We start from the raw sequence: 14,602 nt of genomic DNA, 5'->3' as shown, positions 1-14,602 counted from the left end.
GAGCGGACCGCCCGTCCCACGAGTTCGGACGAACGGTCCGTTCACTCGACGTGCTCGGGCCGGATCAGCGGCGGAGGTCGAGTTCGGTGACGAGCCGCGCCACCTCGGCCCGCTCCGCGGGCGGGAGGCCGCGCACCGGGCGCGGCAGGTTCGGGTGCGCGACGAGGCCGAGCTCCTCGGCGATCGCGGACACCACGCGCAGGCTGCCGCACCGCCCGAACAGCTCCCACAGCGGCGCCAACCGGGCCGATTCCGCCGTCGCCGCAGCGGAATCCCCGGCGAACGCGGGACGCGCGATCGCCGCCGCGACCTCCGGCACCGTCCCGGCCAGCACCGAGTACCACGCCCGGCACCCGGCGAGGATCCCCGCGGCGGCCAGCGGATCACCGGCGACGCCGAGCGTCACCGGCTCCGGCAGCAGGCCGCGCAACCGGGACACCCGGTCCACCGGCTCCGGTACCCCGGGGATCTTGACCGAGGCGACGTGCGGCAGCGCCGCGATCCGCGCGTGCAGCTCGTCGGTGAACGTGACGTGCGTGGTTCCCGGGTTGTCGTAGACCACCAGCGGGACCGACAGCGCCGCGGTGACGTCCGCGTAGAGCCCGAACACCTCTTCGTCCGTCAGCGCCTGGTACGACACCGGGGCGAGCAGCACGCCCGCCGCCCCGGCCCGCTGCGCGTCCTCGGCCAGCGCCAGCACCTCGCGGGTGCGCAGCGCGCCGATGCCGACGAGCACCGGGACGTCCCCGGCGTGCTGCACGGTCAACCGCGCGACCCGGGCGCGCTCCGCCCGGTCCAGGTACGGGTAGCTGCCGGTGGAGCCGAGCGCGGTGATCGAGTCGACCGGGGCGGTGGCGAGCCGTTCGACGAGCCCCGCGAACGCGGCCTCGTCGACGCCCCGGTCGGTGACGGGGGTCAGCGGGAACGCGCTGAGTCCGGTGAACATGCGTCCTCTTCGGAGGTCAGGCCGGCAGCGCGGCGTCGAGCGCGCCGCGCAGGTCGGCGATGAGGTCGTCGGCGTCTTCCAAGCCGACCGCGAGCCGCAGGTGGCCGTAGCGCCGGAACTGCTCGGGGTAGTGCTCGTCGCCGCCGCGCGCCCCGGCCGCGACGTGCACGATCAGCGTCTCGTCGTGCCCCAGCGACACCGCCGAGGTGATCACCCGCAGCGCCCCGACGAACCGGTTCTGCACCGCCGGGTCCCCGTCCAGCGCGAACGCCAGCACCGCCCCGGCGCCCCGGCCCCCGAACTGCCGGGTCGCGAGCTCGTGCTGCGGGTGCCCGGGCAGCCCGGGGTAGGCGACGAACGCGATCCGCGGCTCGGCGTCGAGGAATTCGGCGATGCGCTGCGCGTTCGCCAGGTGCTGGCGAAGCCGCAGCGGCAACGTCACCGAACCCCGCATGATCAGCCAGGCGTTGAACGGGGCGAGCACGCCGCCGACGTCGACGCCCGCGTCCGCCCGGATCTGCGCGACGAGCGCGCGGGAGCCGATGACCGCGCCGCCCATGGCGTCGCCGTGCCCGTTGATGAACTTCGTCAGCGAGTGCACCACCAGGTCGGCCCCGTCTTCGAGCGGCCGGTACAGCGGCGGCGGGGTGAACGTGCCGTCCACGCTCAGCAGCGCCCCCGACGCGTGCGCGATCTCGGCGACCGCGGCGATGTCGGTGACCGCGGTCGTCGGGTTGGCGATGGTCTCCACGTGCACCAGCCGCGTCGTGGGGCGCACCGCCGCGCGCACCGCGTCCAGGTCGGTGCTGTCGACGAACGTGGCCTCGATGCCGTAGCGGCGCGGCAGCAGCTCCGCGAACAACCGCCACACCGCCTCGTAGGTGACCGCCGAGACGACCACGTGGTCGCCCGCGCGCAGGTGCGTGAAGAACACGGCGTGCAGCGCGGCGACCCCGCTGGCGAACACCAGCGCCGACTCGCCACCGTCCAGCGCGGCGAGCTTCGCCTCCAGCGCGTGCTGGTTGACGTTGCCGTTGCGAGCGTAGATGCGGACGTCCGGGTCCGACCAGGACAGCTGCGACGGGTCCTCCGGCAGCAGGTAGGAATTCGCCAGCACCAGCGGGGTGCGCAGCGCCCCCGAGGCGTCGGTGGCGTTGCCGCCGTGCACCGCCCACGTCGCGTCGGAGACGGTGGCCGGATCGTGCTTGTCGGGCATCAGCTTCCCTTCGTCGTGCGCAGCAGCGCGCCGAGGTCGGCGGCGAACGCCGCCGCCCGCCGCGGGGTGATCGTCGAGGAGGTGACGCGCAGCGCCCCCGCACCGCGGCCGGCGACCGCGAACCCGGCGCCGCCGCGCACCGCCCAGCCGCGCGCGGCGAGCTCCCGCACGAGCCGTTCTTCCCGTCGCCCCACCGGAATCCACGCGTTGAGCCCGTCCCCGACGGGCAGCGCCACGCCCTGCTCGGCGAGCGCGCCGGTCAGCGAGTCCAGCCGCTGCGCGTACCGGTCGCGGGCGCGGCGCAGCAACCGCGCGGTGCCCGGGTCGTGCAGCAGCGCCGACACCAGGTGCTGCAGCACGTGGCTCACCCACCCGGCCGAGGAGCTCAGCCGGGTGCTCAGCTGCGCGGCGCTGCCCGGGTCGCACAGCACGAACGCGAGCCGCAGGTCCGGGCCGAGGAACTTCGACACCGACCGCACCAGGGCCCAGCGCGGCGCGTCCGCAGGCGTGATGCGGTGGTAGGCCCGGGAGGAGATCGCGGAGAAGTGGTCGTCCTCGACGACCAGCACCTCCGGCCGCCGGGCCAGCATCGCGCGCAGTTCCGCGGCCCGGCCGGCGGTGGTCCCGGCGCCGGTCGGGTTGTGCGCGCGGGGCGTGCACACCACCGCCCGCGCGCCCGCGTCCAGCGCGCGGGCCAGGCCGTCGGGGGTCATGCCGTCCGCGTCCACCGGCACCGGCGCGCTGCGGAACCCGTTGAGCCGCATGGTGCCGACGCCGGCGAGGAAGCACGGGTCCTCCACCGCGACCGCGTCCCCGCGGGCGAGGTGCGCCCCGAGCAGCCGCTCCACCGCGTCCACCGCGCCGTGCGCGAGCACCAGGTCGTGCGGGACGTCCCCGACGTCCGGGGCGAGCTCCGATTCCGCCCACGCCGCGAGGGAATCGTCGACCGGCGCGTTCCCGTAGAGCACCGGCGGGCGGCCGTCCCCGAAGGCGGCGCGCAGGTCGGGCAGCAGCGCGGGGTCCGGGTTGCCGTCGGCGAGGTTCACCAGTTCTCCCGCGACACCGCGGCCTTCGCCGTCCACCGCGGGCAGGCCGCGCACGACCGTGCCGCCGCGCCGCCGGGTCTCCACGATCCCGGCGGCGGCGAGCTGCGCGTAGGCCGCCGCGGCGGTGTTGCGGTTGACGCCCAGGTCGGCGGCGAGCCCCCGGATCGGCGGCAGCGCGCTGCCCGGGACCAGATCCCCGGTGGCGATCAGCCCGCGGACCGAGTCGGCGATCTCGGCGGCGGTGGTGCCGCGCACGAGTCCTGCTGGCATGTCGCAGACCATAAATGTCCTAGGACAAAAAGGGAAGGCGAAGTGGTCCTCGCGACTCCGGGAACGCGGCCGCCGCGACGCGGACCCGGACGGCCCCGCGGCGGCCGCCATCCATCGCAACGCCGTCGCGGCGGGCGGAGCAATTCCGCGCGGAGGGCTTTACCGGCCCGGTGTTAGCGCTAACACTGGCGGCTCGATCACGGCGGGCGACGGAGCGGATGCGGGCGATGAGCGAGGAAACCGGTGGTCCAGCGGTCAGCGGACCCGGCCAGCGGGCCTCGCTGAGCGACGTGGCCCGGCTCGCCGAGGTCTCGAAGATGACCGTCTCCCGCGTCGTCAACGGCACCGGACCGGTGCGGGCCGAGACGCGGCGGCGGGTGCTCGACGCGGTGGAGCGGCTCGGCTACCGGCCCAACCCGCACGCCAGGGGACTGGCCACCGGGCGGTCCCGGGTGCTGGGCGTGGTGGCGCTCGACTCGGTGCTGCACGGGCCCGCCAGCACCCTGTTCGGCATCGAGAACGCGGCTCGCGAATCCGGGTTCGGCGTGTCGGTGGCCAGCGTCCGCGAACCCGGCCGCGCCCGCGTCGGCGAAGCCGTCGATGCGCTGCGCGGGCAGGGCGTCGCCGGGATCGTCGTCATCGCGCCGCACGCCGAAACCGGGCGGTCCCTGGACGAACTGCCCGCGGGTGTGCCGGTCGTCGCCGTCGCCGACACCGAGCAGGCGCCCGTCCCGGTGGTGGCCGTGGACCAGCGCGACGGCGGCCGCCGCGCCACCGAACACCTGATCTCCCTCGGTCACGACGAGATCTGGCACATCTCCGGACCGTGCGGCTGGTTCGAGACCGAAGCCCGCGAGCAGGCCTGGCGGGACGCGCTCGCCGCGCACGGCGGCACCGCACCACCGGTGCTGCGCGGCGACTGGAGCCCGCGGTCCGGTTACGAGGCCGGGCTGGAACTGCTGCGGCACCCGACGGCCTCGGCCGTGTTCGCCGCCAACGACCAGATGGCGCTCGGCCTGCTGCGCGCGCTGTCCGAAGGCGGCCGGTCCGTGCCCGGCGACGTGCGGGTCGTCGGCTTCGACGACGTGCCCGAAGCCGCCTACTACTCACCACCGCTGACCACCGTGCGCCAGGACTTCCTCGCGCTGGGGCGCAAGACCTTCGACCAGCTGCTGCGGCTCGTCGAAGGGGAGGACGTACCGGACCGGGCGATCGTGCGCGCCGAACTCGTCGTGCGCGAGAGCACCGGCCCCATGCGGTGACCTGCCCGGCCACCGGATCGACTTCGACGACGAAGACGAGGGGACGAGGACCATGATCAGCGCCGATGGCCTGCGGCTGTCCATGAACTGGATGGACAACCTCATCCTGATCGTCTACTTCGCGGTGGTGCTCGGCATCGCGCTCGCCGCGCGGCGCAGCGTCCGCAACAGCCTGGACTTCTTCCTCTCCGGCCGGTCGCTGCCGGCCTGGGTGACCGGGCTGGCGTTCGTGTCCGCGAACCTCGGCGCCACCGAGATCCTCGGCATGGCCGCCAACGGCGCGCAGTACGGCGCTTACACCATCCACTGGTACCTGATCGGCGCGATCCCGGCGATGGTGTTCCTCGGCCTGGTGATGATGCCGTTCTACTACAACTCGAAGGTGCGCAGCGTCCCCGAGTTCCTGCTGCTGCGGTTCAGCAGCTCCTCGCACCTGCTCAGCGCCGCGCTGTTCGCCGTCGCGTCGGTGCTGATCGCGGGCGTGAACCTGTTCGCGCTGGCCATCGTGCTGCGCGCGCTGCTGGGCTGGCCGCTGCCGGTGTCCATCGGGGTCGCCGGGGTGTTCGTGCTCGCCTACATCATCATCGGCGGGCTGTCCTCGGCGATCTACAACGAGGTGCTGCAGTTCTTCGTGATCGTCGCCGCGCTGGTGCCGCTGACCGTGCTCGGGCTCGCCCGCGTCGGCGGCATCGACGGGTTCATCGACCAGGTCTTCGCCGGGCCGGGGCCGGAATTCCTCACCGCATGGGGCGGAACCGGCTTCGGACAGGAGAACCCGCTCGGCGCGAACTGGCTCACCATCACGCTCGGCCTCGGCTTCGCGGTGTCCTTCGGGTACTGGACGACGAACTTCGCCGAGGTGCAGCGTTCGCTGTCCGCGCGGAACCTCTCCGCGGCCCGGCGCACCCCGCTGATCGCCGCGTTCCCGAAGATGTTCATCCCGCTGATCGTGGTGCTGCCCGGCATCATCGCGCTGCTGGTGTACCCGCAGATCGGGCAGGGCGCCTACGACTACAACGACGCGATCCCGCTGCTGATGCGGGACCTGCTGCCGAACGGGGTGCTCGGGCTCGCCGTCACCGGGCTGATGGCCTCGTTCATGGCGGGCATGGCCGCGAACGTCTCCAGCTTCAACACCGTGTTCACCACCGACATCTGGCGGCCCTACCTGAAACCGGGGATGCCCGACGGGCACTACCTGCGGGTGGGTCGGGTGGTCACCGCGGTCGGGGTGCTGGCCGGGATGGGCACCGCGTTCATCGCGGCCTCGTTCAGCAACATCATGAACTACCTGCAAACGCTGTTCAGCTTCTTCAACGTGCCGCTGTTCGCCACCTTCATCCTCGCGCTGTTCTGGAAGCGGATGACCGCGAAGGCCGGTTTCTGGGGGCTGCTGGCGGGAACGGTGGCGCCGATCAGCTTCTACGTCGCCTACAAGACCGGGATGGTGCCGATCAGCACCGACCAGGGCGCCAACATGATCTCCTCGATGATCGCGTTCACGGTGGACGTCGCGGTCAGCGTGCCCGTGGCGCTGGCCACCGCGCCGAAACCGGACCACGAGCTGCGCGGCCTCGTCTACTCCCGCGCCGCGGCCCGCGACACCGGCGAGGTGCTGCCCGGGGACTCCGCCTGGTACCGCAGGCCCGCGCTGCTCGGCTGGGGCGCGATCGTGCTCGCCGCGCTCTGCTACCTCCCCTTCTCGTTCTGAGTTCTCCCTTGATGTGCAACGGAAAGGAGGCCGCCATGACCGAACCGGAACCGCACGGCACGCCCGACGAGCACGCCGCCGACGTGGCGGAGCTGGAACGCGGCTCCGGCACCGCGGCCCGGCTGTTCGACGTGCGCAGCGTGATCGGCGGGCTGTTCGTGTTCTACGGGCTGCTGATCGGCGGCGCCGGGCTGTTCGCCGGCGCGGACGCGATCGCCAAGGCGCAGGGCATCAACATCAACCTGTGGACCGGGTCGTCGATGCTGCTCGTCGGCGCGTTCTTCCTGCTGTGGCAGTGGATCCGGCCGCTGCGCCACGAACCACCCGCGGAATGAGCGGGTTCCTCCCTGGCCGAGAACGGATCGGAGCGGACGACGGATGAAGATCAGCCACCTGGACACCTTCGTGCTCGGCACCCCGTGGCGCGACCTCACCTACGTGCGGGTGCACACCGACGACGGGCTCGTCGGCGTCGGCGAGACCCGGATGCTCGGGCACACCCAGGCGCTGCTCGGGTACCTGCGCGAAGCCGAACCGCGCCACCTCGTCGGCACCGACCCGTTCGACCTGGAATCCCTGGTGTGGCGGATGAAGCACGGCGACTACGGGCGGGCCGGGGAGATCGCCATGTCCGGGATCGCCTGCGTCGAGATGGCCTGCTGGGACATCATCGGCAAGGCCCTCGGCCAGCCCGTGTGGCGGCTGCTCGGCGGCAAGGTCCGGGACCGCATCAAGGCCTACGCCAACGGCTGGTACACGGTGGAGCGGGAACCGGCGGAATTCCACGCCGCGGCAAGGGAAGTCGTCGACCGCGGCTACCGCGCGCTCAAGTTCGACCCGTTCGGACCTGGCCGATGGGAGCTGGAGGCCGACGAGCGCCGCCGGTCGGTGTCCCTCGTCGAAGCCGTCCGCGACGCCGTCGGTCCCGACGTGGAACTGCTCGTCGAGATGCACGGCCGGTTCACCCCCGCCGAAGCCGTCCGCATCGCGGGGGAGCTCGCGCCTTACCAGCCCAGCTGGATCGAAGAACCCGTGCCACCGGAGAACTTCGCTGCACTGTCCACAGTGGCCGAGAAGGTGGACGTGCCGGTCGCCACCGGGGAACGCGTGCACGACCGCATCGAGTACCGCGAACTGTTCGAGCGGCGCGCCGCCGACATCATCCAGCCCGACATCGGGCACCTCGGCGGCATCCAGGAGACCCGCAAGCTCGCCGCCACCGCCGAAACGCACTACGTGCTCGTCGCGCCGCACAACGTCGGCGGGCCCGTGCTCACCGCCGCGAACCTGCACCTCGCCGCGGCCACCACCAACTTCAAGATCCAGGAGCACTTCAACGACTTCGCCGACCGGCACGTGCAGCAGGCCGCGCCCGGGCTGCCCGACGTCGTCGACGGCCACTTCGCGCTGCCCACCGCACCCGGGCTCGGCGTGGAGCTCGACGTGGACTTCGTGCGCGAACACCCGCCGGAGAGCGCCCACTTCGACCTCTACGCGCAGGACTGGCAGTTCCGCGGCACCGGGAGCGGCCGGTGACCGCGCGCGCCGTCATCATCGACCGGCCCGGTGCACTCCGCGTCGCCCCCGCCGACCCCGTCGAACCCGGGCCGGGCGAGGCGCTGGTCCGCATCGCCTGGAGCGGCATCTGCGGGTCCGACCGGGAACTGTTCACCGGTGGGCGGCCCGACGGGTTCGTCCGCTACCCGGTGGTGCCCGGCCACGAGTGGTCCGGCACCGTGCTCGCCGTCGGACCCGACGTCCCCGCCGAGTACCTCGGGCACCCCGTCGTCGGCGAAGGGTTCCGCGGCTGCCAGTCCTGCGACGCGTGCCGTCGCGGCGAGAACAACCTGTGCAGCACCGGGTACGCCGAAACCGGGTTCACCTCGCCCGGCGCCTGGTGCGACCACCTGGTGCTGCCCGCGCGGCTGCTGCACGTGCTGCCGCCCGAAGCCGACCTGCGGGCCGCGGCCGTGCTCGAACCCGCGGCCTGCGTGGGTGAGGCGTGCCTGCGGCTCGGCGGGGTCGCCGGTGAACGGGTCGCGGTGGTCGGTGGTGGCAGCCTCGGGCTGCTCGGGGCGCAGCTGCTCGCCGCCGCCGGGCCCGCGGAGCTCGTCGTCGTCGAACCGCGCACCGGGCGGGAGGAGCTCGCGGAGTCGTGCGGCGCCACCGCGGTGCTCACCCCGCTCGAAGCGGTGCGCCGCTGCGGCCGGTTCGACGCGGTGCTGGAGACCGCCGGGACGCCCGGCGCCGCGCACCTGGCGACCCGGCTGGCCCGGCGCGGCGGGCGGGTCGCGCTCACCGGGCTGCCGCCCGAATCGGACTCGCTGGTGACCGCGCGGCTGGTGTCCGCGCAGCTCACCCTGCACACCGTGTTCGGCGCGCCGTCCCGGGCCTGGACGCACGTGGTGCGGCTGTTCACGGCCGGAGTCCTCGACCCGGGCCGGATCATCACCCACGAGTTCGACCTGGCCGATGCCGACGAGGCCCTGGAGACCCTCACCGACTCCGGCCCGCAGGTGGGCAAGATCCTCCTCACCCCAACGGCGGGGAGTGAACGGACCGTTCGTCCGATCTAGTTGGTCGAACGGTCCGTTCACTCAGAACCCGACCGAGATCGTCTCCCCGCTGGGTGGAGTGAACGGACCGTTCGTCCCATCTACTTGGGCGAACGGTCCGTTCACTCCAGTTCGAGGGGTGCGGGGGGCGGGTGAACGGGTCGTTGGTCCGGTCTTCGTTGGGCGAACGGTCCGTTCACTCCGGGGGTGGGCGGGGTCGTGGTGGTGGTCGGTGCGTGGGGTGTGCCCGTCGGAGCTCGTTTGGCGAACGGTCGTTCGCTCGGGTTCGGGGGGCGGGTGGCATCCGGGTGCGCGGACTGTTGGTCCGAGCTCGTTCGGCGAACGGTCGTTCCGTTCGCCCGGAGCGGAGGTGTGATGGGCGGGGTCGAGCGGTTCCGGGTCGAGCAGGTGACCGGTGCGTGCGCGGAGCACGGGGAAGGGCCGGTGTGGCACGACAGCTGGCCGGGGCTGCGGTGGGTGGACATGCTCGCCGGTGACGTGCTCACCCTGCTGCCGGACGGCGCGGTGCGGCGGTCGCACGTGGGTTCGGTCGCGGCGGCGTTGCGGCCGAAGGCGGGCGGTGGTGCGGTGCTGGCGCTGGAGCGCGGGTTCGCGTTCGCCGACGACGAGCTCGCCGACGTCCGGCCGTTGAGTCCGCTGTGGACGGACCCGGGCGTGCGGATGAACGAGGGCGGGTGCGACCCGGACGGCCGCTTCTACTGCGGCTCGATGGCCTACGGCGCGACGCCGGGCGCGGGTCGGCTGCACCGGCTGGACGGTGCCGGGAACGTCGAGCCGGTGCTGGACGGCGTGACGATCTCGAACGGCCTGGCGTGGAGCCCGGACGGCGGCACCGCCTACTACGTCGACACGCCGACGCAGCGGGTGGACGTCTTCGACTACCGGGGCGGCGAGCTCACCGGCCGTCGCGAGCTGGTGCGGATCTCCCCGGAGCTCGGCGCGCCGGACGGGCTGACCGTGGACGCGGCGGGCTGCCCGTGGGTGGCACTGTGGGGTGGGGGAGCGGTGCACCGGTACTCGCCGGACGGGGCGCTGCTGGCGGTGGTGGAGCTGCCGGTCCCGCGGGTCACGGCCTGCACCTTCGGTGGCCCGGACCTCGCGGACCTGTACGTCACGACGTCCCGGCAGGAGGTGGACGTGCGGGCGTACCCGGAGTCGGGGGCGCTGTTCGTGGTTCGCGGTGCGGGGCGCGGTCTCCCGGTGCGGCCGTACGGGTCCACATAGGACTACTGCGTGCGTTCGGCCGGTCACCGAGGAGTCCCTGGTCGGTCGCCGGGCCGCGTTCGGCCGATCACCGGGCGGCGCTCTGCGGGCGGACCGGCGGCCTTCAGCCGGTCGCCCGGAGCGCCTGGCCGGTCATCGGGCGGTGTTCGTCCGGCGATCGGGCGTGCCTCCGGAAAGCGGGCGGCGTTCGCACGGCGATCGGGCGGCGTCTCTCCCGGGGAGTGGCCAGTGCTCGTTCGGAAAGCGGGCGGCATTCGTCCGGCGATCGGGCGGCGTCCCTCTCGGGGAGCGGGCAGTGCTCGAAAGCGGGCGGCATTCGCCCGGGGAGCGGAGAGCATTCGCCGGGCGAACGGAGAGCGCTCGCCCGGTCACCGGAAGTGCTCCACCGATCGCCGGGCAGCCGTCGGCAAGCTTTCGGCAACTCGTTGACAAGCTTGCGCAACGTGCCGTTCGATGACTCGCACCCGCACCGATCACCGACGACGTGCGGCCCGAGGAGGAGACGTGGCGGCGACGCTCACCGACGTGGCGCGGCACGCGGAAGTGGCCCTGTCGACCGCTTCCCGCGCGTTCAGCGAACCCGGCAGGCTCGGCGCGGACACCCTGAGCAAGGTGCTCGCCGCCGCCCAGGCGGTCGGCTACGAACCGGGCCGCTCCCGCCGGCCCGCGCCCGACCGGGGCGGCACGGTCGCGGTCGTCGTGCCGGACATCGCGAACCCGGTGTTCGGCGCCTTCGTGAAGTCGGCCCAGGCCGAGGGCTGGCACCGGTCGCAGACGGTGCTGCTCGCGGACACGGCCTTCGACCCGGACCGGGAGCGCGACGTCCTCGCCCACCTGCGCGGTCGCGCGGACGGGATCGTGGTGTGCTCGCCGCGGCTGGACGCGGCGGAACTGCTGGCGCTGTGCGGGCGGACCCCGGCGGTGCTGGTGAACCGGGCCGCGACCGGCGTCGACTGCGTGCTGTCCGACGCCACCGACGGGCTGCGGCAGGCGGTGGACTACCTGTCCGCGCTGGGGCACCGCCACCTCGCCTACGTGCAGGGCTCGGCCCGGTCCTGGTCGAACGCGCACCGGCTCGGCCTGGTCACCGAGCTCGCCGAGCGGGCGGGCGTGCGGCTGGACGTGCTGGGCAACCAGGCGGAGACGGTGGCGGGCGGGACCGCCGCGGCGGCGGGGGTGCTCGCGGCCGGGGCGACCGCGGTGATCGCGCACAACGACCTGGTGGCGCTCGGCGTCGTCTCCGGCGCCCGCGCGCTGGGCGTGCACGCCCCGGACGGGCTCAGCGTGGTCGGCTTCGACGACATCCCGCTCGCCGAGATCACCCACCCGGCGCTGACCAGCATCGCGGCCCCGGTCGACCGGGCGGGCGCTGCGAGCCTGGAACTGCTGGGCCGGTCCCTAGCCGGGCAGCGGAGCCTGCCGCGCACCCTGCGCCTGCCCACCCAGCTCGTGGTGCGCGGCACCACGGGCCCCGTCCGCGAGGAGACCGCATGAGCCGGGACCGCATCGTCGCCGCCGAAGTGCTGCTCACCAGCCCGGGCCGCAACTTCACCACTCTCAAGATCACCACCGCGGACGGCGTGGTCGGCTGGGGCGACGCGACGCTCAACGGCCGGGAGCTGGCCGTCGCCGCCTACCTGCGGGATCACCTGGCGCCGCTGCTGATCGGCCGCGATCCGGCGCGCATCGAGGACACCTGGCAGTACCTGTACCGCGGCGCCTACTGGCGGCGCGGGCCGATCACGATGACCGCGATCGGCGCGGTGGACCTGGCGCTGTGGGACGTCAAGGGCAAGACCGCGGGGCTGCCGGTGTACCAGCTGCTGGGCGGTGCCGTCCGCGACCGGGTGCTGAGCTACGCCCACGCCACCGGCTGGGACGTGCCGGAACTGCTGGACTCGGTGGACGCGCGCCGCGCGGAGGGTTTCCTGGCGGTGCGGGCGCAATCCGGGGTGCCGGGGCTGGACACCGTCTACGGGGTGCACCGCGGTGGCGACGGCTACGAACCGGCCGGGCGCGGTGCCGTCCCGGTCGAGGAGGTGTGGGACACCGCCGCCTACCTGCGGCACGCCCCGCGGGTGCTGTCCGCGGTGCGCGAGCACGTCGGCCCGGAGCTGCACCTGCTGCACGACGCGCACCACCGGCTCACCCCGGGCGAGGCGGCGCGGCTGGCGCGGGCGCTGGAACCGGTGGACCTGTTCTGGCTGGAGGACGTCACCCCCGCCGAGAACCAGGAGGTGCTGCGCCACGTCCGCGCGCACACCACGGCACCGCTGGCGATCGGCGAGGTGTTCAACACCGTCTGGGACTGCCAATCGCTGATCACCGAGCAGCTCATCGACTTCGTGCGCACCTGCGTCACGCACGCCGGGGGCATCACGCACCTGCGGCGGATCGCGGCGCTCGCCGAGCTCTGGCAGGTGAAGCTCGGCCCGCACGGCCCGTCGGACGTGTCGCCGGTGGCGCTGGGCGCCTCGCTGCACGTGGGGCTGAGCACCCCGAACTTCGCGATCCAGGAGTACATGGGCTACCCCGAGCAGGTGCACGAGGTGTTCCCGCACGCCTGGAGCTTCGCCGACGGCCACCTGCACCCGGGCGAGGAACCGGGCCTGGGCGTCACCGTCGACGAGGCCGCCGCCGCGAAATTCCCCTACGAACCCGCCTACCTGCCCGTCGCGCGCCGCCGCGACGGTTCGATGACGGATTGGTGAGCAGATGACCACGCCCCGGCTCGGCGCCGACTCGGTCCCCGCGCACGCGCTGCTGCGCCCGGCTCCGCCGGAACGCACCGGCATCGTCCACTTGGGACTGGGCAACTTCCACCGCGCGCACCAGGCGGTGCACACCGCCCGCGCGCTCGCGCACACCGACGGGCCGTGGGGAATCCTCGGCGTGGCGGGGAATTCCACCTCCGTCGCCACCGCGATGCGGGAGCAGGACCAGCGCTACGCCGTCCTCGAATCCTCGCCCGCGGGCAGCACCGCCACCGTCCCCGGCGTGCACACCGGTGCGCTCGTCGCCGCCCACGAACCGGCGGCGGTGCTGGACGCGATCGCGGCCCCGGACACCCGGATCGTGACGATCACCGTCACCGAGCACGGCTACACCTACGCCCCGAGCACCCGCGCGCTGGACCTCGACGCCGAGCCGGTCCGCGCCGACCTGCGCGGCGACGCACCACCGCGCACCACCATCGGCCGCATCGTGCGCGGCCTGCAGCGCCGGATGCGCGCCGGTGCCGGCCCGATCACCGTGCTCAGCTGCGACAACCTCGGCGGCAACGGGCGGCAGACGGCGCGGCTGGTGCGGGAGTTCACCGCCGAACTGCCCGCCGCCGAACGCGAGGAGTTGCAGCACTGGACGGACACCGCGGTCACCTTCCCGAACAGCATGGTGGACCGCATCGTGCCCGCCACCACCGACGCGCACCGCGCCGAGGTGCGGGAGCTGCTCGGGGTGCGCGACGCGGTGCCGGTGCCCGCCGAACCGTTCAGCATGTGGGTGCTGGAGGACGACTTCGCCGCGGGCCGACCGGCCTGGGAGCACGCCGGGGCGCTGTTCACCGACGACGTCGAGGCCTACGAGCTGCTGAAGTTGCGGCTGCTCAACGGAACCCACTCGCTGATCGCCTACCTGGGTGCCCTCGACGGGTGCGACACGATCCCGGAGGCGATCGCCCGCCCGTTCATCGCCGACGCCGCCGACCGGGCGCTGCGCGCGGACTACCTGCCGACGCTGACCGTGCCCGCCGCCGTCGACGTCGAGGACTACCTCGCGAGCCTCTTCGAGCGGTGGGCGAACTCGGCGCTGGGCCACCGCACCCGCCAGGTCGGTTCGGACGGTTCGGTCAAGCTCGCCCAGCGCGTGCCGGACCCGGCGCTGGCGCACCTGCGCGCCGGGCGGGTGCCGCAGCAACTGGCGCTGACCGTCGCCGCCTACCTGCGCTGCCTGGGCGCCGAGACCGGCCCGCACGCGGCGGCGATGTCCGACCCCGCTCGCGAGTCCATCGTGGACTGGATGCGACGAGGTTCGTCCGATGTGGACCGGATCGTGGATCGCCTGTTCGGCGCCGAACTCGCCGGGCACACCGCGTTCACCGGCCGCGTCGCTGAACTCCTGGACCTGCTCGCCCGGCACGGGCCGAAGGCCGCCGCCGACGAGGCGGGCTCCTCCTGACCGCCCGTCGCTGAACCCGCCCGGCGGGTCGTGTCGGTTTCCCGTCAGCGGCGAAGCCGCTGAGCCGACGACCCAGCACGCACCCGGCACCGCCGCGGGTCCCAGTGACTTCCTCGCGAGGACAGCGTTTTCGCATGTGGCGGAGCCACCGGTGAAAACGATCTCGCAGCGAGGA

At 73.5% G+C, this 14,602-nt stretch carries 12 protein-coding genes; 9 read left to right on the top strand and 3 right to left on the bottom strand.

The window, feature by feature from the left end; genetic code table 11:
- Window positions 1-64: 64 nt before the first annotated feature.
- The 3 genes from AC29IT_RS18440 to AC29IT_RS18430 are packed head-to-tail and all read right to left on the bottom strand — an operon-like array spanning window position 65 to window position 3,478.
- Window positions 65-946 carry a dihydrodipicolinate synthase family protein gene (locus AC29IT_RS18440; protein ID WP_488219579.1) on the bottom strand — a complete coding sequence of 294 codons (882 nt, stop codon included), beginning with the start codon at window positions 944-946 and terminating at the stop codon, window positions 65-67.
- A gap of 16 nt (window positions 947-962) precedes the next feature.
- Complete coding sequence (locus tag AC29IT_RS18435) at window positions 963-2,162, bottom strand: trans-sulfuration enzyme family protein (protein WP_488219578.1); 1,200 nt, start codon at window positions 2,160-2,162, stop codon at window positions 963-965.
- Window positions 2,162-3,478 carry an aminotransferase class I/II-fold pyridoxal phosphate-dependent enzyme gene (locus AC29IT_RS18430; protein ID WP_488219577.1) on the bottom strand — a complete coding sequence of 439 codons (1,317 nt, stop codon included), beginning with the start codon at window positions 3,476-3,478 and terminating at the stop codon, window positions 2,162-2,164. The genes AC29IT_RS18435 and AC29IT_RS18430 overlap by 1 nt, the downstream gene beginning before the upstream one ends.
- Before the next feature lie 227 nt (window positions 3,479-3,705).
- Between AC29IT_RS18430 and AC29IT_RS18425 the strand changes: the two genes are divergently transcribed.
- The 9 genes from AC29IT_RS18425 (at window position 3,706) to AC29IT_RS18385 (ending at window position 14,427) form a co-directional block, all read left to right on the top strand.
- Window positions 3,706-4,740, top strand: coding sequence for a LacI family DNA-binding transcriptional regulator (locus AC29IT_RS18425; RefSeq protein WP_358445068.1), 1,035 nt, complete (start codon window positions 3,706-3,708; stop codon window positions 4,738-4,740).
- 52 nt (window positions 4,741-4,792) lie between these two features.
- Entirely contained in the window at window positions 4,793-6,451 is a 1,659-nt protein-coding gene (locus AC29IT_RS18420; RefSeq protein ID WP_358445070.1) for a sodium:solute symporter family protein, read from the top strand.
- Window positions 6,452-6,486: 35 nt separating this feature from the next.
- A complete protein-coding gene (locus AC29IT_RS18415; protein ID WP_488219576.1) occupies window positions 6,487-6,786 on the top strand; it encodes a hypothetical protein in 300 nt (99 codons plus the stop codon).
- A gap of 43 nt (window positions 6,787-6,829) precedes the next feature.
- The gene (locus AC29IT_RS18410; RefSeq protein WP_488219575.1) at window positions 6,830-7,987 is read left to right on the top strand and encodes a mandelate racemase/muconate lactonizing enzyme family protein; all 1,158 of its coding nucleotides are present in this window, start codon (window positions 6,830-6,832) and stop codon (window positions 7,985-7,987) included.
- The gene (locus tag AC29IT_RS18405) at window positions 7,984-9,027 is read left to right on the top strand and encodes a zinc-dependent alcohol dehydrogenase (RefSeq protein WP_488219574.1); all 1,044 of its coding nucleotides are present in this window, start codon (window positions 7,984-7,986) and stop codon (window positions 9,025-9,027) included. Before AC29IT_RS18410 ends, AC29IT_RS18405 begins: the two co-directional genes overlap by 4 nt.
- A 354-nt stretch (window positions 9,028-9,381) precedes the next feature.
- The gene (locus tag AC29IT_RS18400; RefSeq protein ID WP_358445080.1) at window positions 9,382-10,251 is read left to right on the top strand and encodes an SMP-30/gluconolactonase/LRE family protein; all 870 of its coding nucleotides are present in this window, start codon (window positions 9,382-9,384) and stop codon (window positions 10,249-10,251) included.
- A gap of 504 nt (window positions 10,252-10,755) precedes the next feature.
- Entirely contained in the window at window positions 10,756-11,745 is a 990-nt protein-coding gene (locus tag AC29IT_RS18395) for a LacI family DNA-binding transcriptional regulator (protein WP_488219573.1), read from the top strand.
- Complete coding sequence (gene manD / locus AC29IT_RS18390) at window positions 11,742-12,962, top strand: D-mannonate dehydratase ManD (RefSeq protein WP_488219572.1); 1,221 nt, start codon at window positions 11,742-11,744, stop codon at window positions 12,960-12,962. Before AC29IT_RS18395 ends, manD begins: the two co-directional genes overlap by 4 nt.
- 4 nt (window positions 12,963-12,966) lie before the next feature.
- Window positions 12,967-14,427, top strand: coding sequence for a mannitol dehydrogenase family protein (locus AC29IT_RS18385; RefSeq protein WP_488219571.1), 1,461 nt, complete (start codon window positions 12,967-12,969; stop codon window positions 14,425-14,427).
- Window positions 14,428-14,602 lie beyond the last annotated feature (175 nt).

The sequence above is a fragment of the Saccharopolyspora sp. MMCC62 genome (assembly GCF_057736575.1).
This window is presented reverse-complemented; position numbering and strand designations above follow the sequence as displayed.

What these genes read in the sequence shown, in the direction of transcription:
- AC29IT_RS18440 (WP_488219579.1), bottom strand. Translation starts at nt 946, where the DNA reads ATGTTCACCGGACTCAGCGCGTTCCCGCTGACCCCCGTCACCGACCGG.
- AC29IT_RS18435 (WP_488219578.1), bottom strand. Translation starts at nt 2,162, where the DNA reads ATGCCCGACAAGCACGATCCGGCCACCGTCTCCGACGCGACGTGGGCG.
- AC29IT_RS18430 (WP_488219577.1), bottom strand. Translation starts at nt 3,478, where the DNA reads ATGCCAGCAGGACTCGTGCGCGGCACCACCGCCGCCGAGATCGCCGAC.
- AC29IT_RS18425 (WP_358445068.1), top strand. Translation starts at nt 3,706, where the DNA reads ATGAGCGAGGAAACCGGTGGTCCAGCGGTCAGCGGACCCGGCCAGCGG.
- AC29IT_RS18420 (WP_358445070.1), top strand. Translation starts at nt 4,793, where the DNA reads ATGATCAGCGCCGATGGCCTGCGGCTGTCCATGAACTGGATGGACAAC.
- AC29IT_RS18415 (WP_488219576.1), top strand. Translation starts at nt 6,487, where the DNA reads ATGACCGAACCGGAACCGCACGGCACGCCCGACGAGCACGCCGCCGAC.
- AC29IT_RS18410 (WP_488219575.1), top strand. Translation starts at nt 6,830, where the DNA reads ATGAAGATCAGCCACCTGGACACCTTCGTGCTCGGCACCCCGTGGCGC.
- AC29IT_RS18400 (WP_358445080.1), top strand. Translation starts at nt 9,382, where the DNA reads ATGGGCGGGGTCGAGCGGTTCCGGGTCGAGCAGGTGACCGGTGCGTGC.
- manD (WP_488219572.1), top strand. Translation starts at nt 11,742, where the DNA reads ATGAGCCGGGACCGCATCGTCGCCGCCGAAGTGCTGCTCACCAGCCCG.
- AC29IT_RS18385 (WP_488219571.1), top strand. Translation starts at nt 12,967, where the DNA reads ATGACCACGCCCCGGCTCGGCGCCGACTCGGTCCCCGCGCACGCGCTG.